The sequence below is a fragment of the Tsukamurella paurometabola genome, assembly GCF_900631615.1.
GTDB classification, from domain to species: domain Bacteria; phylum Actinomycetota; class Actinomycetes; order Mycobacteriales; family Mycobacteriaceae; genus Tsukamurella; species Tsukamurella paurometabola_A.
The window spans coordinates 2,577,433-2,598,621 of the sequence record NZ_LR131273.1 but is presented as its reverse complement, the minus strand read 5'-3'; the positions used below and the strand labels follow the sequence as shown (position 1 = coordinate 2,598,621).

At 71.5% G+C, this 21,189-nt stretch carries 22 protein-coding genes and 1 riboswitch; of the genes, 8 read left to right on the top strand and 14 right to left on the bottom strand.

The annotated features are described in order from the left end of the window. Positions 1-51 precede the first annotated feature (51 nt). The 3 genes from ELY19_RS13000 to ELY19_RS12990 are packed head-to-tail and all read left to right on the top strand — an operon-like array spanning position 52 to position 2,492. Positions 52-906 carry a DUF4097 family beta strand repeat-containing protein gene (locus ELY19_RS13000; protein ID WP_126196571.1) on the top strand — a complete coding sequence of 285 codons (855 nt, stop codon included), beginning with the start codon at positions 52-54 and terminating at the stop codon, positions 904-906. 27 nt (positions 907-933) lie between these two features. Further along, complete coding sequence (locus ELY19_RS12995; protein WP_126196570.1) at positions 934-1,725, top strand: ABC transporter ATP-binding protein; 792 nt, start codon at positions 934-936, stop codon at positions 1,723-1,725. Beyond that, a complete protein-coding gene (locus tag ELY19_RS12990; RefSeq protein ID WP_126196569.1) occupies positions 1,722-2,492 on the top strand; it encodes an ABC transporter permease in 771 nt (256 codons plus the stop codon). The genes ELY19_RS12995 and ELY19_RS12990 overlap by 4 nt, the downstream gene beginning before the upstream one ends. A 52-nt stretch (positions 2,493-2,544) precedes the next feature. Here the strand turns inward: ELY19_RS12990 and ELY19_RS12985 are convergent, their stop codons facing one another. The 4 genes from ELY19_RS12985 to ELY19_RS12970 all read right to left on the bottom strand — a co-directional run bounded on the left by ELY19_RS12985 (position 2,545) and on the right by ELY19_RS12970 (position 6,112). Further along, entirely contained in the window at positions 2,545-4,062 is a 1,518-nt protein-coding gene (locus tag ELY19_RS12985) for a DHA2 family efflux MFS transporter permease subunit (RefSeq protein WP_126196568.1), read from the bottom strand. Next, positions 4,052-4,633 (bottom strand): PadR family transcriptional regulator, encoded by a 582-nt coding sequence (locus ELY19_RS12980; protein ID WP_126196567.1) that lies wholly within the window; start codon positions 4,631-4,633, stop codon positions 4,052-4,054. Before ELY19_RS12980 ends, ELY19_RS12985 begins: the two co-directional genes overlap by 11 nt. Positions 4,634-4,751: 118 nt before the next feature. After that, the gene (locus ELY19_RS12975; RefSeq protein ID WP_126196566.1) at positions 4,752-5,225 is read right to left on the bottom strand and encodes a nitroreductase/quinone reductase family protein; all 474 of its coding nucleotides are present in this window, start codon (positions 5,223-5,225) and stop codon (positions 4,752-4,754) included. Between the two features lie 26 nt (positions 5,226-5,251). Next, entirely contained in the window at positions 5,252-6,112 is an 861-nt protein-coding gene (locus tag ELY19_RS12970) for a ferredoxin family protein (RefSeq protein ID WP_126196565.1), read from the bottom strand. A gap of 31 nt (positions 6,113-6,143) precedes the next feature. On the opposite strand from ELY19_RS12970, the gene ELY19_RS12965 reads away from it, so the two are divergent. Further along, a complete protein-coding gene (locus tag ELY19_RS12965) occupies positions 6,144-7,454 on the top strand; it encodes a D-alanyl-D-alanine carboxypeptidase family protein (RefSeq protein ID WP_126196564.1) in 1,311 nt (436 codons plus the stop codon). Continuing rightward, complete coding sequence (locus ELY19_RS12960; RefSeq protein ID WP_126196563.1) at positions 7,455-8,951, top strand: APC family permease; 1,497 nt, start codon at positions 7,455-7,457, stop codon at positions 8,949-8,951. Between the two features lie 9 nt (positions 8,952-8,960). Here the strand turns inward: ELY19_RS12960 and yhjD are convergent, their stop codons facing one another. From yhjD to ELY19_RS12930, 6 genes are all read right to left on the bottom strand, one after another. Beyond that, a complete protein-coding gene (gene yhjD, locus ELY19_RS12955) occupies positions 8,961-9,959 on the bottom strand; it encodes an inner membrane protein YhjD (protein WP_126196562.1) in 999 nt (332 codons plus the stop codon). Positions 9,960-9,991: 32 nt separating this feature from the next. Continuing rightward, positions 9,992-11,017 carry a tryptophan--tRNA ligase gene (gene trpS, locus ELY19_RS12950; protein ID WP_126196561.1) on the bottom strand — a complete coding sequence of 342 codons (1,026 nt, stop codon included), beginning with the start codon at positions 11,015-11,017 and terminating at the stop codon, positions 9,992-9,994. A gap of 82 nt (positions 11,018-11,099) precedes the next feature. Further along, positions 11,100-11,906 (bottom strand): exodeoxyribonuclease III, encoded by an 807-nt coding sequence (locus ELY19_RS12945; RefSeq protein ID WP_126196560.1) that lies wholly within the window; start codon positions 11,904-11,906, stop codon positions 11,100-11,102. After that, positions 11,903-12,334, bottom strand: a complete 432-nt coding sequence (locus tag ELY19_RS12940; protein WP_197715896.1) for a barstar family protein — start codon at positions 12,332-12,334, stop codon at positions 11,903-11,905. The genes ELY19_RS12945 and ELY19_RS12940 overlap by 4 nt, the downstream gene beginning before the upstream one ends. After that, a complete protein-coding gene (locus ELY19_RS12935) occupies positions 12,331-12,777 on the bottom strand; it encodes a guanyl-specific ribonuclease (protein WP_126196559.1) in 447 nt (148 codons plus the stop codon). The genes ELY19_RS12940 and ELY19_RS12935 overlap by 4 nt, the downstream gene beginning before the upstream one ends. 11 nt (positions 12,778-12,788) lie before the next feature. Continuing rightward, positions 12,789-13,934, bottom strand: coding sequence for an MFS transporter (locus ELY19_RS12930; protein ID WP_126198829.1), 1,146 nt, complete (start codon positions 13,932-13,934; stop codon positions 12,789-12,791). Between the two features lie 131 nt (positions 13,935-14,065). After that, positions 14,066-14,183, top strand: a riboswitch (SAM riboswitch). Positions 14,184-14,197: 14 nt separating this feature from the next. Here ELY19_RS12930 and metX point away from each other — a divergent pair. After that, positions 14,198-15,340 carry a homoserine O-acetyltransferase MetX gene (metX, locus tag ELY19_RS12925; RefSeq protein ID WP_126198828.1) on the top strand — a complete coding sequence of 381 codons (1,143 nt, stop codon included), beginning with the start codon at positions 14,198-14,200 and terminating at the stop codon, positions 15,338-15,340. A gap of 21 nt (positions 15,341-15,361) precedes the next feature. Here the strand turns inward: metX and ELY19_RS12920 are convergent, their stop codons facing one another. From ELY19_RS12920 to ELY19_RS12910, 3 genes are all read right to left on the bottom strand, one after another. Continuing rightward, positions 15,362-16,768, bottom strand: a complete 1,407-nt coding sequence (locus ELY19_RS12920; protein WP_126196558.1) for a hypothetical protein — start codon at positions 16,766-16,768, stop codon at positions 15,362-15,364. A gap of 105 nt (positions 16,769-16,873) precedes the next feature. Then, positions 16,874-17,188, bottom strand: coding sequence for a DUF3017 domain-containing protein (locus ELY19_RS12915; RefSeq protein WP_227966802.1), 315 nt, complete (start codon positions 17,186-17,188; stop codon positions 16,874-16,876). Continuing rightward, a complete protein-coding gene (locus ELY19_RS12910; RefSeq protein ID WP_197715895.1) occupies positions 17,188-18,054 on the bottom strand; it encodes a bifunctional methylenetetrahydrofolate dehydrogenase/methenyltetrahydrofolate cyclohydrolase in 867 nt (288 codons plus the stop codon). The genes ELY19_RS12915 and ELY19_RS12910 overlap by 1 nt, the downstream gene beginning before the upstream one ends. An 87-nt stretch (positions 18,055-18,141) precedes the next feature. Here ELY19_RS12910 and ELY19_RS12905 point away from each other — a divergent pair, with 87 nt between their 5' ends. Further along, a complete protein-coding gene (locus tag ELY19_RS12905; RefSeq protein ID WP_126196556.1) occupies positions 18,142-18,753 on the top strand; it encodes an HdeD family acid-resistance protein in 612 nt (203 codons plus the stop codon). A 49-nt stretch (positions 18,754-18,802) separates the two neighbouring features. Further along, a complete protein-coding gene (locus tag ELY19_RS12900) occupies positions 18,803-19,267 on the top strand; it encodes a tRNA (cytidine(34)-2'-O)-methyltransferase (RefSeq protein ID WP_126196555.1) in 465 nt (154 codons plus the stop codon). Between the two features lie 40 nt (positions 19,268-19,307). Here ELY19_RS12900 and ELY19_RS12895 read toward each other — a convergent pair whose 3' ends face one another. After that, positions 19,308-20,990 carry an alpha/beta hydrolase gene (locus tag ELY19_RS12895; protein WP_227967323.1) on the bottom strand — a complete coding sequence of 561 codons (1,683 nt, stop codon included), beginning with the start codon at positions 20,988-20,990 and terminating at the stop codon, positions 19,308-19,310. Positions 20,991-21,189 lie beyond the last annotated feature (199 nt).

The following is a 21,189-nucleotide window of genomic DNA, read 5'->3' as shown; positions in this document are numbered from 1 at the left end:
AACCCCGCGACTCGCGGGGTCGGCCGAACACACCCTCCGAAAGGTCCCACCATGCCTGTCTTCCCCACCCCCGAACCCATCGACCTCGCGATCAACCTGCAGGTCGGCGACATCGACGTGATCGCGACCGACCGCACCGACACCGTCGTCACCGTGACGCCGAGCTCGGCGAGCAAGGCCGCCGACCGGCGCGGGGCGGAGGCCACACGGGTCGAGTTCGACGGCGGCCGGCTCACGATCGTCGGCCCCAAGCCGAAACTCGGCCTCATGAGCTTCATCGGCGCCACCGAGTCCGTCGACGTCACCGTCGAACTGCCCGCAGGCTCCCGGTTCACGGCGGAGAGCGCGGTCGGGAGCGTCCGCACCGAGGGGCGCCTCGCCGCGACCCGGATCAAGGCGAGCACGGGCACCGTCGAACTGGATTCGACGGGGGACCTGTGGCTGCGCGCCGGGCACGGCAACGCCACCGCCGGAGCGGTGGGCGGCTCCGCCGAGATCACCGCCGACCACGGCCAGATCCGCCTCGGATCCGTCGCCGGGGACGCGCTGCTCAAGGCCTCGCACGGCAGCATCCGCATCGGCGAGACGAACGGCGCCGTCGAGGCGAACCTGTCCTACGGCGACCTCGACATCGACCGGGCCACCTCGTCCGTGGCCGCGAAGACCGCCTACGGCGCGATCACGGTGAACGGCGTCCGCGACGGCGTCATCGACCTCGAGAGCAGCTACGGCAAGCTCACCGTCGGTGTGGCGGAGGGCGTTCCGGCCTGGCTCGACGTGTCCTCCAAGGAGGGGCGCGTCCGCAACCACCTCGACGAGAATCCCCTCCCCGACTTCACCGGCGACCACGTCACCGTCCGCGCCCGGGCCAAGTTCGGCGACATCGATATCCGGCGCGCCCGCTGAGCGCGCACCCCTCACCAGGAGAACATCATGACCATGACCACCACCGCGGCCATCGAGGTCCGCGGTATCGAGAAGTCCTACGGCGATCTGCCGGTGCTCCGCGGCGTCGACTTCGAGGTCGCGCCGGGCAGCATCTTCGCCCTGCTCGGCGCGAACGGCGCGGGCAAGACCACGCTCGTCCGCATCCTGTCCACCCTGCTCCGCCCGGACGCCGGCACCGCCGCGGTCCACGGCTACGACGTGACCGCCGATGCCCAGCAGGTACGCGAATCCATCAGCCTCACGGGGCAGTTCGCGGCCGTCGACGAGATCCTCACCGGGCGCGAGAACCTCGTGCTGGTGGCGCGGCTGCGGCACCAGAGCGATCCGGGTGCCGTCGCCGACGACCTCCTGACCCGCTTCCGCCTCACCGACGCGGGCGGCCGGAAGGTCGCCACCTACTCGGGCGGTATGCGCCGCCGGCTCGACATCGCCATGAGCCTGATCGGCGACCCCGCCGTCATCTTCCTCGACGAGCCCACCACCGGACTCGACCCGGAGGCCCGGATCGACGTCTGGGAGATCGTCCAGGAGCTCGCCCAGCGCGGCACCACCGTCCTGCTCACCACGCAGTACCTGGAGGAGGCCGAGCAGCTCGCCGATCGCATCGCCATCCTGCGCGACGGCGGGATCATCGCGAACGGTACCCTCGCCGAACTCAAGCGGATGCTGCCCGCGGCCAAGGTCGAGTACGTCGAGAAGCAGCCCACACTCGAGGAGATCTTCCTCGCCCTCACCGGCTCCCGCGCCGATTCCACCACTTCGGAGGACCGATCATGACCACCTACGCCGTCTCCGACACCAGCGCGCTGCTGGGCCGCTCGCTCAAGCACATCACCCGCAGCGCCGACACGATCATCACCACGGCGATCACGCCGATCGCCATGATGCTGCTGTTCGTCTACGTCTTCGGCGGGGCGATCAAGGGCAGCACGGGCGGCACGAACTACGTGAACTACCTGCTCCCCGGAATCCTGCTGATGGCCATCGCCTCCGGCATCGCGTACACCGCGCTGCGCCTTTTCAACGACATGCAGGGCGGCATCTTCGAGCGCTTCCAGTCGATGCCGATCGCGCGCTCCTCCGTGCTGTGGGCCCACGTGCTCACGTCGATGGTGGCGAACGCGATCACCGTGGTGATCATCATCGGCGTGGGGCTCGTCATGGGCTTCCGCTCGTCCGCCGGCCCGCTCGCCTGGCTCGGTGTCGCCGGGATCCTGGCTTTGTTCACCCTGGCGCTCACGTGGATCGCCGTGGCCGTCGGCCTCACCGCGAAGTCGGTGGACGGCGCGACCGGCTTCTCCTACCCGCTGATCTTCCTGCCGTTCATCAGCTCCGCCTTCGTGCCCACCGACACCATGCCGGGGCCGGTGCGCGCGTTCGCGGAGAACCAGCCGGTCACGTCGATCGTGAACACGATCTCCGCGCTGCTGGCCGAGCGCCCCGTGGACACCGGGGATCTCGTCTCCGCGCTCGCCTGGTGCGGCGGCATCCTGGTCGTCGCCTACGGCGCCGCGATGCTCGCCTACCGCCGTCGGATCAGCTGAGCCGCACGGCCTCCGTCACCGCCGGCCCTTCGGGGGCCGGCGGTGCACGGCGTCAGGCGTCGACGGCCGCGGGCGCCTTCTGGTGCGTCGGCGTCGCGAAGAACTGCACCACGACGAACGCGACCACGAGCGCGGCGGCGGGCAACAGGATCGTGGATCCCATGGCGTCGGCGAACGGGCCGCGCAGGAATTGCGGCAGGGCGCCGGTGGCCATCGCGCCGCCACCCTGCGCATGGCCGGTGGCGGCGCCGAACTTCTGCTCGATCTCGTGCTGCATGAGCACGCCGACGGCGGCGCTGCCGAGCACGGCGCCCACCTGCCGGGTCATGTTGTAGACGCCCGATCCGGCACCCGCCAGCGGCAGCGGCAGGTTCCGGTTCGCGGTGGCGGCGAGCGGGCCCCAGATGAACGCGTTGCCCACGCCCATCAGGCCGATCGGGGCGAGGACCCCGATCACCGGGGTCGTGTCGTGCGCGACGAAGGCCAGCCAGAACAGCGCCGCCGCGTTCGCGGCGAAGCCGAAGCCGGTGAGGTACTTCGGGTGCACCTTGTCGGCGAGCTTGCCCGACGGTGCCGCCAGCGCACCCGAGATCACAGCCAACGGGATGAGCAGCAGCGCCGAGCGAGTGGGCGTGAGCCCCATGGACTTCTGCGCGAACAGCATCAGCGGGATCGACATGCCGGTCACGGAGAAGCCCATGCACGCGATCGCGGCGTTGGCGAGCGAGAAGTTCCTGTCCTTGAACAGCGTCAGCGACATCAGCGGCTCGGCGGCCCTCGACTGCCACCACACGAAGACGACGAGCAGCGCGACGCCGCCCGCGATCATCGTCCAGATCCCGGCCGACCAATCCTCCTTCTGCCCCTCCTGCAGGCCGAAGGTCAGCAGGAACAGCCCGAGCGCGCTGAGCACGATGCCGGGGATGTCGAGCTTGTGCTTGTGGGTGGGCAGGTTCGGCACGAGGATCACGGCGGCGATGAAGGCCGCGACACCGACGGGCACGTTGACGAAGAAGACCCACTCCCAGCCGAGCCGGTCGACGAGCACGCCGCCGGCCAGCGGGCCGACGAGGATCGCGACGCCGGCCACCGAACCCCACAGGGCCATCGCGGTGCCGCGCTTGTTCGGCGGGAAGGTGCGGGTGATGACGGCCATCGTCTGCGGGGTCATGAGGGCGGCGCCCAGGCCCTGCACCACGCGGGCCGCGATGAGCATGCCGATGGTGCCGGAGAGGCCGCACCAGGCGGAGGCCAGCGTGAAGACGGTCAATCCCACCAGGTAGAGCCGCTTGGGTCCGTACATGTCGCCGAGCCGGCCGGCGAGCAGCAGCGGCACGACGTAGGCGAGAAGGTAGCCGCTCGTCACCCAGATGACGCCGTTGAGGTCGGTGCCGTTCGTGAGATCGATCCAGATCGCGTCGGTCGCGACGGAGACGATCGTCGAGTCCACGAGGATCATGAAGAAGCCCACGACCAGCGCCCAGAGCGCCGGCCAGGGCCGGTAGCCGGACGGCAGGCCGGGCAGGGCACCGGGGTCGTACTGCTTCGCCGTGGTGGCGTCATTCGTCATGGCAGGTCGCCTTCCATTCCAGAGTCTCGTCGTCGAGTCGTTCGACGGTGCGCCGGAGCCAGTCGGCCTCGGCGGTGCGCATGGCGATCAGGTAGTCCAGGTCGAGCAGGTACACCTCTGCGGCGTGGCCCAGCGCCCGGGCGTGGCCCGCGCGCATCGCCGTCACGTCGGCGTCGAGGCGGCGGAGCCGCGCGGCCAGGAGCTCGCGCACCCGGTCGCGGTCGAGGTTGTGCGCCTCGGAGACCGCGAGCGGGAAGCTCGGGTACTCCTCGGCGGGCTCGGCGAGCAGGTCCGCGACCGTGTCCTGCAACCGTTCCCGGCCCGTCGCGGTGATGGCGTAGGTGGTCCGCTCGGGGCGATTGCCGTCGCGGCCCGTGCCCCGCTCGACGACGAGTCCGTCGTCGGCGAGCCGCTTGACCGTGTGATACAGCGAGCCGGCGCGGAGCTTGACCACGATGTCGGCGCGCCGCTCCGTCATCGTCGTGAACATCTCGTAGGGGTGCATGTCCCGCTCGGTGAGCAGGGCCAGCGCCGCGATCGCCAGCGGGGTCAACGCCCGTTCCACGGCCATGCCCACCTCCGATCGTCGTGCCCGGCGGTCACGCTACTCCCCGATTACTCCATGCGGAATATTCGGATCGGGGGAATCCGCCCGAACCCGGACGAACCGCCCTGTGATGCCACCCACATCACCGGGGCGTGAGGGTCACCAACGGGATCGGCCGGTCGACGGTGGCTTGGAAGGCCGCGAGGTCGGGGTTGTCCGCGAGCGCCCGGGCGGCGAACTCCGCGTACTCGTCGCCCTCGAGCGCCCGCGCGATCGCCGCGACGGTCCGCGCACCGATCTCGATCGTGACGGCCGGGTTCTTCCGGACGTTGTGCCACCACGCCGGATAGGCCTTCTCGATGAACGAGCTGACGTACATCTGCTCGCCGCGGTACAGCGGGCCCAGCGGGACCGTGTGCGGTCGGCCGGAGCGCGCCCCGGTCGTGGTGAGCAGGATCATCGCGCCGCCCTCGTAGGCGCCGCCGACGACCCCGTCGTTCGCCCGGAACTCGGCGATCACGTTCCGGTTCCAGTCGCCGATGGTCTCCTCGGTCAGCGTGTTCCAGGGCATCTCCGGGTCGCCGTAGGAGCCCGGTTCCGGTGTCGTCTCAGTCATACCCACGAGTCTCGTGGGTATTGGTGTCAGTTTCCGTCCGCTTGGAGACCCGACACGCGCCAGGCGCGCGCCGGGGAGGGCTTCTTGCCGCACGACATGATCCGCGGCGGCAGGTCCTCCGCGCTCACGGCCATGGTCCACGCACGTCCGTCCTCGTGCCGGACGGTGACGGTGCCGGCACCGTCGGACGCGGTGCGCAGGACGTCGGGCCCGACGGGGCCGAGGAGTTCCCGGACCGCGACCTCCGCGGCCTGCTCGGCGGGCGGGATCGACGACCGGCCGCGGAGCCCCGTGGTGGCGACGACGCCGGCGCGCGCGGCGTCGAGCGCCTCCTTCGCCTGCGCACCCGTGACCCGCCCGTACGTGTGGCCCGTGGGCAACACGATGAGCACGGGCGCGAACCGGTGGCCGCCCGTATGCGAGCACTCCCACACGACCGGGTCGGAGTAGCAGCCGGCGAGGGACGCAGCGATCGGCCGCCCGAGGACGGCGCAGCAGACGTCCCGCTTGCCGTTGGTGCACACCAGGGCGATCGGTCCCGCCGACTCCCCCGCGGACGGATCGTCGAGGGGAAGATCCGGGATCTCGGCGTAGTCGGCGACGGTGAACGCCCGCAGCGCCGTCTCCCCCGGCACGGAGTCGGCGACGAACACCCGCATCCTGTCACGGAAGCCCCCGGCGCGGCCCGGCCGCCGGATCAGCAGCACGCGCAGGCCCCGGGATTCGGCGAAGCGCTCCACCGCCGCACCCACCTCCGGCGCGAAGGTCTCCCCCGAGAACGGGTCGCGGCCCCAGCCGGACTCGTTCTCGATGCACAGCCAGCCGGTCTCGGTGGTCGCGGTACCGGGGAGCGGCTCATCGGTGAAACTCGAACAACGCTCCGTCATTCCGCCACCGTAGCCGACTACGATGAGCGCGATGATCGCGCGCACCCCCACCATCGCGGGCCGGGTCCTCGCCACCGTCGGCCTGCTGGGCGCCCTCGCCGCCCCGGCCGCCGCGACGCCGGGCCCCGCACCGTCGCCGACACCCGGCCCCGCGGTGAAGACCCTCGTGACCGACGGCTGCCCGCACAAGCAGGTCCCGCCACCCGCCGTCGACGAGTCCGAGGTACCCAAGCCCGGGCAGCCCGCTCCGGCGCCGCTCCCGGTGCCGAACCCTCCCGTCGGCGGGGAGAAGCTGGGCGGGTGCGGGCTCGTCGTGCCCGACGGTGCGCCGCCGGCCCCGCCCGGCATCGACTCCGCCGGCTGGCTCATCGCCGACATCACGGCCGGCACCGACCCCGTCGTGCTCGCCGCGAAGGACCCGCACGGGCGGTACCGGCCGGCGAGCACCATCAAGGTGCTGCTGGCGCAGGTCGTGCTGCGCGACCTCGACCTGAACACCGTCGTCGAGGGCACGGCGGAGGACGCCGCGCAGGAGGGCAACGGCGCGGGCGTCAACGTGGGCGGCCGCTACACCGTCGAGCAGTTGCTCGAGGGGCTCCTGCTCGCCTCCGGCAACGACGCCGCGCACGCGCTCGCCCGGCAACTCGGCGGGGTGGACGCCGCGGTGACGAAGATGAACGAGCTCGCCGCATCGCTGGGCGCACGCGATACGCGGACCGCATCGCCGTCCGGCCTCGACGGGCCCGGCATGAGCTCGAGCCCGTACGACATGGCACTCATCCTGCGCGCCGCCCTGCGCGACGATCGGTTCGTACGCATCGCCGCGACGCCGCAGGTCACCTTCCCCGGGCATCCGCCCGTGCCGACCACCGCGCCGCCGACGCCGCCCCCGCCGGGGCAGAGCCCGCCGCCGGCACCGACCTCGGTGGCGCCGTATCCGATCGTCAACGAGAACCGCCTGCTCACCGACTTCCCCGGTGCGGTCGCCGGCAAGAACGGCTATACGGACGACGCGAAGAAGACATTCGTCGGTGCGGTCGACCGGGACGGCCGCCGCTACGTGATCGTGCAGATGTTCGGCCTCTCGCAGGCCGGCAACACGTACTGGGACCAGTACCGCCGGCTGCTCGACTACGGCGTGGCGCTGCGCGGGAAGTCCGTGGGCACGCTGGTCACCGCCGACGGCGCCGCGCCGGGCCCCGAGCGCGGCGAGAAGGACGTCGTCGTCGAGAGCGGACCGTCGGGCATGGGCAACGGCACCCGGCTCCTCATCGGCCTCGGCGGCCTCGCACTCATCGCCGTCCTGGTGGGTGCCGCGATGCGCACGAACCGGGGCCGCTGAATGGTCGCCGCACCCGTCGGCGCCACGTCCGTCCCGGACAAGGGGCTGCGCTCGAACTCCCTGGGCCTGCTGAGCAACATGGCGATCGGCCTGTCGTCCACCGCGCCGGCCTACAGCCTCGCGGCGACGCTCGGCGGCGTCGTCGGACACGTGCAGGGCAAGGCTCCGGCGATGTTCGTCGTCGCCTTCCTGCCCATGCTCATGGTCGCCTTCGCGTACAAGGAGCTGGCGGCCGACACCCCGGACGCCGGGACCACGTTCACCTGGGGTAGCCGGGCGTTCGGTCCGTGGATCGGCTGGATGGGCGGCTGGGGCCTCGCGGTCTCGGCGATCATCTGCCTGGCGAACGTCGCGGAGATCTCCGCGACGTACCTCCTGCGGTTCGTCGGGCTGAGCTCGCTCGCCGACGACCGCCTGGCGGTGGTCGGCTTCGGCTGCGCGCTCATCGTCGCGATGACCTGGGTGTCGTACCGCGGGATCGTCGTCTCGGAGCGGATGCAGAACGTGCTCATGTCGATCCAGTTCGCCGTGCTCGGCGTTGCCGCGGCGGCCGCCCTGTGGGCCGTGTACCGGGGCACCGCGGGTCCCCAGGCCGTGCGGCCGAGCTGGGACTGGCTCGACCCGACCGGGCTCAGCGCCTCGCAGGTCGCCGCCGCGGTGATCCTCTGCATCTTCCTGTACTGGGGCTGGGATGCCTGCCTCGCCGTCGGGGAGGAGACGAAGGACTCCTCGTCGACGCCCGGCCGGGCCGCGGTGCTCGCGACGGTCGTGCTCATGGGGACCTACGTGCTCGTCGCCGTTGCCGTGCAGTCCTATTCGGGATTCGGCGACACGGGTCTCGGGCTCGGCAACACCGACAACCACGACGACGTGCTCACCGTGCTCGGCCGCCCCGTCGGGGGCGCCGTCCTCGCCGGCCTGCTGGTGCTCACGGTCGCACTGTCGGCCCTCTCGTCGACCCAGTCGACGGTGCTGCCCACCGCGCGCGGCACCCTCGCCATGGCGATCTACCAGGCGGTCCCGGAGCGCTTCGCGCGGGTGCAGCCGAAGTACCTCACGCCGTCGTTCGGCACCCTCGTGATGGGCGGTTCCGCGTTGGCCTTCTACCTCACGCTCGCACTGCTCAGCCGCAACACACTCGAGGATTCGATCAGCTCCCTGGGGCTGGCGGTGGCCTTCTACTACGCGATCACGGCCTTCGCGTGCGCGTGGTACTTCCGCCGTACGCTGCGCCGGTCGGTGCGGAACCTGGTGCTGCGCTTGATCTTCCCGGTTCTCGGCGGGGTGGCGATGATCTGGGCGTTCGCCCAGAGCGCGATCGACATGATCGCACCGGACTACGGGCAGACCGTGATCGGCGGCATCGGCGGCGTCTTCGTGATCGGTGTCGGCATGCTGGTGCTCGGCGTCCCGCTCATGGTCGCGTGCGCGGTCACGCGCCCCGCCTTCTTCCGCGGCCGCACGCTGCCCCGGGCCACCGCCCCCGAGGACGCCTGAGCGGCCCGGTCAGCGCTTGCGCCGCAGCAGCGACCCGAGACCGAGGCCGGCCGCGAGTCCGGCGGCGCCCGCCAGCGCGGTCCGGCCGCCACCGGGTTCCGTGCGGACGACGGGCGAGATCACCACGGGCTCCGGGGCCGCCGGGATCACGTAGCGCTGATTGCGCGGGTCGGTCGCCGCCCAGGCGGTGGCGAACAGCACGATCCGCGCCGTGAAGTAGATGAACAGCATGATGCCGAGGATCGGGCCGAACGTCGCGCCGGCCGGGCCCTTCATCGCGTTGCCGATGAGCAGCGTCGCGAGCTGGGTGAGGATCATGAACGCGATCGCCGCCATGAGGCCCGCGCGGGTGGCGTTGCGCCACGGGAACTGGACTCGCGGCAGGCGCGCGATCACGAAGGTCCACAGCACCCAGAGCGCGAGCAGCGTGACCAGCAGGGTGGCGCCGGAGATGACGAAGTGCAGGCCGGGGGTGTCGCCCAGCCCCGCGGCGTCGAGGAGCTTGGCGGTGAGCGGGCTGCTGCCCGCCGCCATGAGCGCGATGCACGCGACGAGGGCGACGAACAGGCCGGCGAGCGCGCCGAGGTCGGCCAGCTTGGTCTTGACGAAGTTCTGCTCCGGCACCTCGCTGTCCCACATCTCCGTGAGCCCGGCGCGCACGTTGGACATCCAGCCGAGGCCGGCCCAGAGGCCTCCGGCGAGGCCGACGATGCCGACCGTGCCGCGGGAGGCGATCGCCTGGTCCACCAGGTCGCTCACCGAGGTCCGCAGGCTCGGATCGCTGATCACGGAGTTGATCTGGTCCTTGATCTCCGCGAGCAGGTCGGCGTCGTTGATGAGGATGTAGCCGCCGATGGCGAACGCCACCATGATCAGCGGGAACAACGCGAACACGCTGAAGTACGTGATGCCCGCGCCGAAGTAGTCGCCCTTCTTGTCCTGGTACCGCATGGCGGCCGCGACGATGTGGTCGAACCACGGCCATTTGTCACGGTACTTCTGGAGCATGGTTGGACGTCCTCCTGCAACTGCACAGTTGGCTAGGGCGCCAGGAACCCTACCCTGTCGTAGACGTCCGCGAGGGTGCGGGAGGCGATCTCCCGCGCCCGCTCACGACCCGACGTGAGAACTTTGTCCAGTTCGGCGCGGTCGTCGAGGTACCCCTGGACCCGGTCCCGCAGCGGCGTCGCGAAGTCGACGAGAACGTCCGCGACCTGTGCCTTCAGGTCGCCGTAGCCCTTGCCCTCGTACGCGCGCTCCAGCTCCGGGATCGGGGTGCCCGTGAACGCCGACTCGATGGTGAGCAGATTCGACACGCCGGGCTTGTTCTCCCGGTCGAAGCGGATCTCGCGCTCGGTGTCCGTGACCGCGGACCGCACCCGCTTCGCGATGACCTTGGGGTCGTCGAGGATGCTGATCAGCCCCGCGTCGGACTCGGCCGACTTGCTCATCTTGGCCGTCGGGTTCTGCAGGTCGTAGATCTTGGCGGTGTCGGAGACGATGTACGCCTCCGGCACCACGAAGGTCTTCTTGAACCGGGTGTTGAAGCGCTGCGCCAGGTTCCGGGTGAGTTCGAGGTGCTGCCGCTGGTCCTCGCCCACCGGAACGAGCTGCGGCCGGTAGAGCAGGATGTCGGCGGCCATGAGGATCGGGTAGGTGAACAGGCCCACCGAGGAGCTCTCGGTGCCGTTCTTCGCCGACTTGTCCTTGAACTGGGTCATGCGGCCGGCCTCGCCGAACCCGGTGATGCAGCTGAGCACCCACGTCAGCTCGGCGTGCTCGGGGATCTGCGACTGCACGAACATCGTCGAGCGGGCGGGGTCCACGCCGAGCGCGAGCAGCTGCGCCGCGGCGAAGACGGTGCGCTCCCGCAACGCCTTCGGGTCGTGCGGCGTCGTGATGCCGTGCATGTTCGGGATGAAGTAGAACGTCTCGAACTCGTCCTGCAGCTGCACCCATTGCCGCACCGCGCCCAGGTAGTTGCCGAGGTGGAACGAGTCCGAGGTCGGCTGGATGCCCGACAGCGCACGCTGCCGCTTCGCGGGGGTGGGGGCGGTTTCCGTCACGGGGAACGAGTCTATCGACCGCGCTCGGGCGCGTCTCCTCAGTATCGGGCCCGACGGCGCCGTCCCCGGCGCGACGCTCGGCTCAGGCGTACTCGACGGTGACGGGCGCGTGATCCGACCAGCGCAGGTTGTAGGCTGCGGCGCGCTCGACCCGGGCGGACACCGCCCGCTCGGCCAGCTTGTTGTTGGCGATCTGCAGGTCGATGCGCCAGCCGGAGTCGTTGTCGAAGGCCTTGCCCCGCCAGGACCACCAGGCGTACGGCCCCGGAACGCCGGGGTGCAGCTCGCGCACGACGTCCTTGAAGGCGCGCCCCTCGCCGATGTATTCACTCATCCAGGCGCGCTCCTCGGGGAGGAAGCCCGAGTTCTTGACGTTGCCCTTCCAGTTCTTGATGTCCAGCTCGGTGTGCCCGATGTTCCAGTCGCCGCACACCAGGACCTCGCGCCGCCGCCTGCCCAGCTTCGCCAGGTACGCGCCGAACTCCGCGCGGAAGCGGTCCTTCTCGTCCTGTCGCTCGGTGCCCACGTCCCCGGACGGCAGGTAGAGCGAACCGACGGTGAGGCCGTCGAAGTCGGCTTCGAGGTAGCGGCCGGCGTGGTCGAACTCCTCGCTGCCGAAGCCGATGCGCACGGCGTCGGCCTCGCGGCGCGACAGCACGGCGACGCCGTTGCGGCCCGCGGTCGAGGACTCCGCGGCCGCGAGGTGCCAGCCCTCCTCCAGGGCCGGCGCGAGCGCCGTGAGCGTCTGCTTGTGGGTGGCGCGCACCTCCTGGAGCAGCACCACGTCCGCCTTCGTCTCGCGGAGCCAGGGCAGCATGCCGAGGTTCTCCTCGGAGCGCTGCTTCACCGCGGCGCGGATGCCGTTGACGTTGATGGACGTGACGATCATGCGAGCGCCTCCACGGTCAGGCCCGCCGCGGCCCAGGCGGAGCGCACCCGGGGCCCGTCGGCGTCGTCGGACACGGACAGCAGTACCTGCACCTCCCGGTCCGCGAGCACCGCGACGAACGTCGCGAGCGCGCCGGCGTCGTCGGCGAGCACCTGCTCGGCCTCGGCGACCCCGAGTACGACGAGCGCGGGACCGCCGAGCCAGTCGAGATCGCCCAGGCAGTCGGCGAGGGCGTCCCAGTTGCCACCGAAGTCGAGCGGGAACTGCAGCGCGGCGGACACCTCGTCGAGCAGGGCGGCCTTCGTACGCATGCGGCTGCCGCGGGCGACGAGCACGCGCGGGCGCTCGCGCCGTTTGAGGGAGTCGAGATCGGCACGGGTCAGAGCTGCGCCGGCGCCGGACGTCAGGAACTGCGGGAGGGTGCTCATCGGATCCTCGTGAAGGTCTCGTAGTGGTCCAGGGTGTACCAGGCGCCGCCGTCGGCCCCGGTGATGATGCGCTCGGCGTCGCGGCCGCGGCCGGGCTTCTTGACGTTCACGTCCCACTCCGTGTACTTCGCGCGCCTGCCCTGCTTGTCGGTCTTCGGCAGGCGTCCCTCGAAGTTCCCGAAGTTGCGGCCGCCCTGCGTGCCCGAGCCGTCGTTCGGCGGCCAGGTGCCGGCGTCGATCCGGGCCAGGGTCGCACGGACGCGTTCCGGCACGGCGGAGTTCGACGGCGCGGTGGCCGACGCGGACGCTGCCGACGGGACGCCGGCCGAGGAGCCGACGGCCGGCTTCGCCGTGGCGGACGGCCCGGATGCCGACTTCCCGCACGCCACGAGGCCGACGACGGCGAGCAGGGCGATCGCGCACAGCGCGAGAATCCTTCGCATGGTCCACGACCCTACCGAGCGGCTCCGACAGGTTCCGCCGACCGCCGCGCGACCAGCATCCCCGTGCCGAACACCGCCAGCCCGGCGAGGGCCAGCGCGCTGCCGGCCAGGGCGGGAGCGGTGTACCCGCCACCCGCCGCGATGACGGCGCCGCCGAGCAGGGCGCCGAGCGCGTTGGCGATGTTGAGCGCCGAGTGATTCAGGGTCGCGGCCAGGGTCTGCGCCTCGCCCGCGACGTCCATCAGCCGGGTCTGCAGCGCGGGCACGAGCGCCGAGGCGGTGAGGCCGATCAGGAAGAACAGCGTCACGGCCGCGAAGGGCTGCGGCGCGCACAGCGAGAACAGCGCCTGCAGCACGACGAGCGCGAGCAGCGCGACCGCGATCGACCGGGTCACCGAGCCGTCGGCGGCGCGCCCGCCCACCGCGTTGCCGATCACCATGCCCACGCCGTACGCCGCCAGGACCGCCGGCACCGACGCCGCGCTGAGCCCCGACACGGAGGTCAGGGTCGTCGAGATGTAGGTGTACACGGCGAACATGCCGCCGAAGCCGACGACACCGGTGAGCAGCGCGAACCACACCTGGGGGCGGGCCAGCGCGCCGAGCTCGGTGAGCGGATTGGTCACCGGGATCTGCACCGACGGGAGGAAGGCGAGGAGCGCCCCGACGGTGACCGCGCCGATCAGGACCACGACGCCCATGGCGTACCGCCAGCTCAGCGCGGTCCCGAGCCAGGTCACCAGCGGCACTCCGATCACGTTCGCCACCGACAGCCCCATCAGCACCTGCCCCACCGCGCGCCCGCGCTCCGCGGGCCCGGCTAGGTGGGCCGCGACCAGCGCGGCCACGCCGAAGAAGGCGCCGTGCGGGAGGCCTGCGATGAACCGCGCCGCCATCAGCGTGCCGTAGGTCGGCGCGAAGACCGACAACGCGTTGCCGACCGTGAAGGCCACCATCAGCGCGATGAGGAGCGCCCGGCGCGGCACGCGCGCGAAGGCCGCCGCGATGAGCGGCGCCCCGACCACGACGCCCAGCGCGTAGGCCGAGATGACGTGGCCCGCCACCGGCTCGGTGACGCCGAGGTCGGTGGCGATGTCGGGCAGGAGGCCCATCGCCGCGAACTCGGTCGTGCCGATGCCGAAGCCGCCGAGCGCCATGGCGCCGACCGCGAGTCTGGTCCGGGCAGAAGATTCCACGCAACGGTGCAACACCGCCCCGCCTTCCGTGCTTCCCGCCCCTGCCTGTGACCTCGTTCACGGCCTTCCGCGTCGGTTATGCTGCGGGGAGTGGTCATGAGTGTCAGTGCGCAGCCCCGGCTTGCTGACCGGCAACCCTCCACCGCGGTGGGGTGCCCCGGGTGATGACCCGGTTTCCCGGCGGTCGCCGCCGGGTGGCAAGCGCGAGGAGAGGTTCGGTGACCATCAGCACCCGCACAGGCCGGCCGGTCGACAGCCCGCTGGGCGATTGGGCACGCGTCCCCGACGGCGCGGTGCAGACGGTGGCGCTGGGCCCGCTGGTGCTGGAGTCCGGTGCGGTCCTCGAGGACGTGACGATGTCGTTCCAGCGCTGGGGTACCCCCAACGCTGCCCGCGACAACGTCGTGGTGGCCTTGCACGCGCTCACGGGAGACTCCCACGTCACCGGGCCCGCGGACGCCGATCACCGCTCGGCCGGCTGGTGGGACGGGCTGATCGGCCCCGGCGCCGCCGTCGACACGGACGAGTGGTGCGTGGTCTCCGCGAACGTCCTGGGCGGCTGCTCGGGGTCGACGGGGCCCGGATCCATCGCCCCCGACGGACGTCCCTACGGTTCCCGCTTCCCCGTGATCACCGTGCGCGACCAGGTGGAGGCCGAAGCCGCTCTCCTGCGGGCCCTCGACGTGCACGACATCGCCTCGGTCGTCGGCGGGTCGATGGGCGGCGCGCGGGCCCTCGAGTGGGCCCTCATGTACGGGGACTTCGTCCGCTCGGCCCTGGTCCTCGCGGTGGGCGCCCGCGCCACCGCCGATCAGATCGGCACGCAGACCACGCAGATCGCCGCGATCCGGGCCGACCCGCACTGGCAGGGCGGCGACTACTACGGCACCGGACGCACCCCGGACGCCGGGCTCGGCGTCGCGCGGCGCATCGCGCACCTGACCTATCGCACGGAGATCGAGCTGGACAGCAGGTTCGAGAACCGCCCGCAGGGCCGCGAGGAACCGCGCGCGGGTGGCCGGTACGCGGTGACCTCGTACCTGGAACACCAGGCCGCGAAGCTGGTGAACCGGTTCGACGCCGGGAGCTACGTGGTTCTCACTGAGGTGCTCAATCATCACGACGTCGGCCGCGGCCGGGGCGGCGTGGACGCGGCCCTGCGCGCGTGCCGGGTCCCGGTCGTGGTGGGCGGCATCGACTCCGATCGTCTCTACCCGGTGCGGCTGCAGCGCGAGCTCGCCGAGCTGCTGCCCGGCAGTGGGGATCCGGTGATCGTGCACTCCCGCGACGGACACGACGGCTTCCTCACCGAGAAGGACGCCGTGGACTCCCTGCTCCGCCGGACCCTCGAGTTCGCGCGCCGCTGATCGGTCCGCGAGAGCGCCGCGTCAGGGCGCGGGTTCCGTCACCGTCGGCGCGGAGGACGGAGCCGGCGGCTCTCCCGTGACCACCTCCGCCGTCGCGTCCGACTGCGCCGCTCCGGTGTTCACCGGATTCGAACTGGAGCTCCCCGTCCCCTGCGCGGCGCCGGTCGCGGGGGCCACGAGGCCGTTGCCCGGCCTCGGCGCCGGTGATTCCGGTGTGGGCGTGCCGGTGCCCTCGGTGGGGGTGCTGGGCGCGGTGGTCCCGGACGGCGTCCCCGTCGGGCTTCCGGTGGGGATCGTCGGGAGGATCGTGGTCGGCAGCGTGCCCGTCGGCGATGTCGGCGGGACGGTCGGTGTCGACGGCACCGGCGGCCGCGTCGTGGTGGGGATCACGGGCGGCGGGGCGAAGGTCGTCATCGTGGGCGTGATCGGGTCGCCGTCGCCGTGCTCGGGCGGCACCGGCGTGGGCGCGACCGGCTTGGCGGGCGGCAGCGTCGACGTCACGCTGGTGATCCGCGGCTCCGTGGTGGTGCTGAGGTCCTCGGGGGTCACCGAATCGGAGGACGTGGGGACGACCTCCTCGGTGCTCCGCGCGGCCGGCCCGATGATCCCGGTGGCGTATCCCGTGGCGAGCACCGCGCCGGTCAACGCGGCGACCACCAGGAGCGGCAGGATGGCCGCGGTGAGCCGCACGCTGTGCCCGCCCAGGACGCCGATCCCGCTGTCCACCAGTGACGACGGTGCCGTCCCCGCGGCCCGGCGGTCCGCCGCGATGAGCGCGGCGCCGGAGGCGGTGATCGTCTCCGGCTCGTCGACGAGGACCGGCTCGATCCCGGCGTCGCGCGCGACCCCGGAAACCGCTTCCCGGACAACGGTGTTCAGAGCCCCGGCGCCGACGAGCGCCATCGCCTCGGGTGCGGCGGACGCCCCGGCGAGGGCCGAACGGACGAGCGCTGCGACGTGATCCGCGGCAGCGGAACCGGCACCGTCGGAGACGACGGCCCGCGTGCGCCGCTCGGCCGTGATCGCACCGTCGCGCACCGTGTAGAGGCGCGTCCCGTCGACACCGAGGTCGGCGACCAGCGCCGCGTCGTACCGGGCGATGGAGCCGCGCTCACCGAGGCCCCGCAGGACGGCGTCGGCGTCGCGCACGATCCCCGCGGCGCGGACCCCGCCGCGCGCACCCAGGCGGACGGAGAGCAGGTCGCGCCGCGAGCGGACCGTCACCGCGGAGGCGTCGACGTCGCCCTCCGCATGGCTCGCGAGCAGGTCGAAACCCGAGGACAGCAGGTTGCCGCGGCGCCCGAGCCGGTACGGCCCCGGATCGATGGTGCGCGCCTGGCGGCCGACGACGTGCCCGTCCTCGATGTCGAGGAGCACGCAGTGCACGGGACCGGAGCCCACGGACGCGCCGAAGGACGAGATCCTCATGGCACCTCCGATCGGGTCGCTCACCGAGCCGTTATCTGCCCACATCGTACCCGATGCCGAAACGTTACATACAGGAATAGAAATCTGCTGTTTCGAGTATGCGGGTTACTTGGTGCCGAGCGGGCTGATGCCGTAGGAGACGACGAGGATGGCGACGGCGGCCAACGCCAGCACCGTGGCGTCGAACCACCGGCTCCGCACGCGCAGCAGCCCCTGCCTGCGCTCGGGCAGCGTGGCGCGGAGCACGGCGCCGAGGCCGGTTCCCGCGCCGAAGACGTACAGGCCGCGCCGCCAGTACTCCAGGCCCACCAGGACCATCCCGGCCGCCAGGACACCCACGACCGCCACGTATCCCGCGTTCGCGATCACCGCACGCACCACCCGGGCGCGCCGGTACTGCTCGACCGCGGGTTCGGTCACTACGCCCCGCCCGAACGCGCGAGGTCGCGCTCCGCGGCGTCGATCACGTTGCCCAGCAGGAAGGCCCGGGTCAGGGGGCCGACGCCCCCGGGGTTGGGCGAGAGGTGGCCGGCGACCTCGGCGACGCCGGGATCCACGTCGCCCCGCAGGCCGTCGGCGGTGCGACTCACGCCCACGTCCAGCACCGCGGCGCCGGGCTTGACCATGTCCGCGGTGATGAGGCCGGGCACGCCGGCCGCGGCGATCACGATGTCGGCGCGCCGCACCTCGGCGGCCAGGTCGCGGGTACCGGTGTGGCACAGGGTGACCGTGGCGTTCTCGGACCGGCGGGTCAGCAGCAGGCCGATCGGGCGACCGACCGTGACGCCGCGCCCCACCACCACGACGTGCGCGCCGTCGAGCGGGACGTCGTAGCGGCGCAGCAGGTGGACGATGCCGTGCGGGGTGCACGGCAGCGGCCCGTCGGCGCCCAGCACCAGGCGGCCCAGGTTGGTCGGGTGCAGGCCGTCGGCGTCCTTGGCCGGATCGATCCGCTCGAGGATCGCGTTCTCGTCGATGTGCTTCGGCAGCGGCAGCTGCACGATGTAGCCGGTGCACGCGGGATCCGCGTTGAGCTCGTCGATCACGGCCTCGAGCTCGGGTTGCGTGATCTCCGCCGGGAGGTCACGGCGGATCGACTCGATGCCGACCTTCGCGCAGTCGGCGTGCTTGCCCTTGACGTAGGAGTGCGAGCCCGGATCGTCGCCCACGAGGACGGTGCCGAGCCCGGGGACGACCCCGCGCGCCCGCAGCGCGGTCACGCGCTCGCGGAAGCTCTCGAAGAGTTCGTCGCGGGTCTTCTTACCGTCCAATACGAGAGCCGTCACGGCGCACATCCTATCGCCCTCGGATCCGGCCGACGATTTCCACCGGTTCGAGTCGCTTTCGTTCGTATTCCAACCGATACTGAACCCATGACTGATCAGAATCCCCTCCAGCAGGGCATCCAGCAGGGCGTCCAGGGCATCCAGCAGGGCGTCAAGTCCACGTGGCAGGCCATCCTGGCGCTCGGCGTCCTGTCCATCGTCCTCGGCGTCATCATCGCGGTGTGGCCCGGGCCCACCACGCTGGTCGTCGGCATCCTCTTCGGTGTCTTCCTCCTACTGACGGGCGCCTTCCAGGTGATCGCGGGCCTGCTCGGCGAGACCCAGCACCGGGTGCTGACCGTGATCAGTGGCGCGCTCGCGCTGGTCCTGGGCGTCTCGTGCTTCCGTGACGACGTCGTCAACTCGGTGGCGATCCTCGGCATCTGGATCGGCGTCAGCTGGATCTTCTCCGGCGTCACCTCGATCGTGATCGGCATCTCCGACAAGCAGCTCCCCAACCGGGTGTGGGTCGTGATCCTGGGCATCCTCAGCCTCGCGGGCGGCGCGGTGCTCATCGCGTACCCGTTCTCCGTCGAGGTGCTCGTGCTGGTCGCGGGCATCTGGGCCGTCGCCATCGGCATCGTCCAGGTCATCTCCGCCTTCCAGCTGCGCAGCACCGCCAAGCAGGTGCAGCGGCGCGTGTCCGGCCTGGTCGGCTGACCGCCCCTCCTCCCCCGAATGCGGGACACGGGTGACAGGATCGTCACCCGTGTTCCGCATTCTGTTCTTCGAACCCCGGATCGCTCCCAACACGGGCAACGCGATCCGCATCGCCGCCGTCACCGGATGCGAGCTGCACCTGGTCGAACCGTTGGGCTTCGACCTGTCCGAGCCGAAGCTCCGCCGCGCCGGGCTCGACTATCACGACCTCGCGCACGTGAGCGTCCACGCCGACCTGGACGCCGCGTGGGCGGCGCTCCGACCGCGGACCGTCTACGCCTACACCGCGCACGCGACCCGGCACCACCACGAGGTGGCGTACGCACCGGGTGACGTCCTCCTGTTCGGCCCGGAGCCCACGGGACTCCCGCCGGAGGTGCTCGCGGACCCGCGCATCACCGAGGCGCTCCGCATCCCCATGCTCGCCGGCCGGCGTTCCCTCAATCTCGCCAACAGCGCCGCGATCGTCGCCTACGAGGCGTGGCGGCAGAACGGCTTCGACGGGGCCGTCTGACCGTGCCGGGGCCCGGCCCGCCTCGGCGGCCGACGCCCGGCTACCCGGTCGGCTCGTTGTAGCCGGTCTGGCTGTTGAGGATCGGTCGCAGCTTCGCGGTCTTCTCCGGCGTCCAGCCGGGCGGTTCCAGGATCGCGGCCCAGGCGTCCGCGGCGGCCTTGACGTAGCTGTGCCCGTGCCCGTCGGGCACGTTGACGGCCACCGCCATGTCGGCCGAGACCTGCAGGAAGGTGACGATCGGGACCCACGACACCGACGACAGCACGTCGACTCCGCGCTTCTCCCGCAGCCAGTCCGGCTTGCTGAAGGCGAGGTCCGGCGTCCACCGGCCGATCGGGTCCGAGGCGTGCTGGAGGTAGACGACGCGCGGACCGTTCCACGGACCGGGCGGGTTCGAGAGATCCTCGGCGCGGGCGGCGAACCGGACGTTGGCGCCCTGCTGGTACACGGGCAGCCACTCCGGCGATCCCGCGTCGCGCTGCTGCGTCAGCCGCACCCACATCTCGTTGTTGAACGTGGGGCCGGAGAAGAGGGCGCCGTCGGTGCGCGCGAGCAGGTTGTTGAGCGAGAGGAACGGGGCCTCACCGCCGAACGAGCCGAGGCTCTCACCGAAGACCACGAGCTTGGGCCGCTGCCCCTCGGGCAGTGCCTTGACCCGCTTGTCGACTGCCTCGAAGAGGGCCTGGCCGGCGTCCAGCGCGTTCTGCTTGTCGACGAGGAAGGACAGCCAGCTGGGGAGGTACGAGTACTGCATGCTGACGATCGCGGTGTCGCCGTTGTACATGTACTCGAGTGCGCCGGCCTCCGCCTCGTTGACCCAGCCGGTGCCGGTCGTCATCGCGACCGCGACCACCTTGCGCCGCAGGCCGCCGGTGCGCTCCAGCTCCTGCGCGGTCTTCTCCGCGATCGCCCGGTACCGGTTGGGATCGTCCGAATCCACCGAACCGAGCCCGGCGTAGGTGCGGATCGGCTCCACGGCGGGAGTGCCGTTGAAGGCGGTGAGGTGCTCGACGGTCTGCGCGTTGGAGACGAAGACGCGCCCCTGCTTGCCCAGCGACGACCACTCGACGAGCGAGCCCGGGCCGCCCGACCTGAAGGCGCTCGTGGGAGCCGGGCGGTCGGTGCCGCCCTCCCGATTGACCTTGGAGAAGGTGGTGTTCATCGCGTCCATCGCGCCCCGCACCACGACGCCGTTGATGACGCCGACCGACAGCAGGAGTACGAGGCCCACGGCGACCACCGCCGCGACGCGGGGCGGGCAGTAGCCGCCGAGCTTGCCCGCGATCCACCGCACCAGCGTGCGCACGCCCTTGCCGACCTCGACGAAGACGTACAGCAGCACGATCGACAGCACGCCGATCTCGAGATAGTCGATGAAGCGCAGGTACTCCACGTCCATGAGATCGCGGAGCCGCGTCTGCCAGGCGTCGAAGAACAGCACCATCCCGGTGGTTCCGAGGACGCCGATGCCGAGCAACCACCACCAGGCCGTGCGCGGCGCGGGCGGGGTCGAGTCCTGCGACCGCATGAATCGCACGAGCCACACCGCGAAGACCCCGAACATGTAACCGAGCGCGCCGGAACCGCCGCTGACCAGGCTCTGGAACAGCGGACCGCGAGGCAGCAGCGACGGGGTCAGCGACAGCCAGAGGAAGACCAGCCCGACCGCGGTCCCGGTGAAGGTGTACCGGTGCGACCACCATTCCCGGACCCGGTCGAGCATGTGCCCGGCCCCCTCGGTGGCGGCGTCGGCCGCGCCCTCGACTACCTCACTCATCCACGTCTCCCCTGTTGCAGAACGCCTGACGGCTCATCATGCCCGGTTCCCGCGGATTGCGCGCGCAAAGCGCGTCCGGATCCGGTGATGCGCCGCGCCCGGGTCGGACCGCCAATATCATCGACACGCGGCGGCTCCAGCACTC

Excerpts from the sequence above, each read along its gene's own strand:
- ELY19_RS12935 (WP_126196559.1), bottom strand. The coding sequence starts at position 12,777 with ATGCGAAGGATTCTCGCGCTGTGCGCGATCGCCCTGCTCGCCGTCGTC.
- yhjD (WP_126196562.1), bottom strand. The coding sequence starts at position 9,959 with ATGCTCCAGAAGTACCGTGACAAATGGCCGTGGTTCGACCACATCGTC.
- ELY19_RS12920 (WP_126196558.1), bottom strand. The coding sequence starts at position 16,768 with ATGAGGATCTCGTCCTTCGGCGCGTCCGTGGGCTCCGGTCCCGTGCAC.
- ELY19_RS12895 (WP_227967323.1), bottom strand. The coding sequence starts at position 20,990 with ATGCTCGACCGGGTCCGGGAATGGTGGTCGCACCGGTACACCTTCACC.
- ELY19_RS12970 (WP_126196565.1), bottom strand. The coding sequence starts at position 6,112 with ATGACGGAGCGTTGTTCGAGTTTCACCGATGAGCCGCTCCCCGGTACC.
- ELY19_RS12930 (WP_126198829.1), bottom strand. The coding sequence starts at position 13,934 with ATGGCGCTCGGCGGCTTCGGCATCGGCACGACCGAGTTCGCGGCGATG.
- ELY19_RS12940 (WP_197715896.1), bottom strand. The coding sequence starts at position 12,334 with ATGAGCACCCTCCCGCAGTTCCTGACGTCCGGCGCCGGCGCAGCTCTG.
- ELY19_RS13000 (WP_126196571.1), top strand. The coding sequence starts at position 52 with ATGCCTGTCTTCCCCACCCCCGAACCCATCGACCTCGCGATCAACCTG.
- ELY19_RS12965 (WP_126196564.1), top strand. The coding sequence starts at position 6,144 with ATGATCGCGCGCACCCCCACCATCGCGGGCCGGGTCCTCGCCACCGTC.
- ELY19_RS12975 (WP_126196566.1), bottom strand. The coding sequence starts at position 5,225 with ATGACTGAGACGACACCGGAACCGGGCTCCTACGGCGACCCGGAGATG.
- ELY19_RS12990 (WP_126196569.1), top strand. The coding sequence starts at position 1,722 with ATGACCACCTACGCCGTCTCCGACACCAGCGCGCTGCTGGGCCGCTCG.
- ELY19_RS12995 (WP_126196570.1), top strand. The coding sequence starts at position 934 with ATGACCATGACCACCACCGCGGCCATCGAGGTCCGCGGTATCGAGAAG.
- ELY19_RS12985 (WP_126196568.1), bottom strand. The coding sequence starts at position 4,062 with ATGACGAATGACGCCACCACGGCGAAGCAGTACGACCCCGGTGCCCTG.
- ELY19_RS12960 (WP_126196563.1), top strand. The coding sequence starts at position 7,455 with ATGGTCGCCGCACCCGTCGGCGCCACGTCCGTCCCGGACAAGGGGCTG.
- ELY19_RS12905 (WP_126196556.1), top strand. The coding sequence starts at position 18,142 with ATGACTGATCAGAATCCCCTCCAGCAGGGCATCCAGCAGGGCGTCCAG.
- ELY19_RS12945 (WP_126196560.1), bottom strand. The coding sequence starts at position 11,906 with ATGATCGTCACGTCCATCAACGTCAACGGCATCCGCGCCGCGGTGAAG.
- ELY19_RS12980 (WP_126196567.1), bottom strand. The coding sequence starts at position 4,633 with ATGGCCGTGGAACGGGCGTTGACCCCGCTGGCGATCGCGGCGCTGGCC.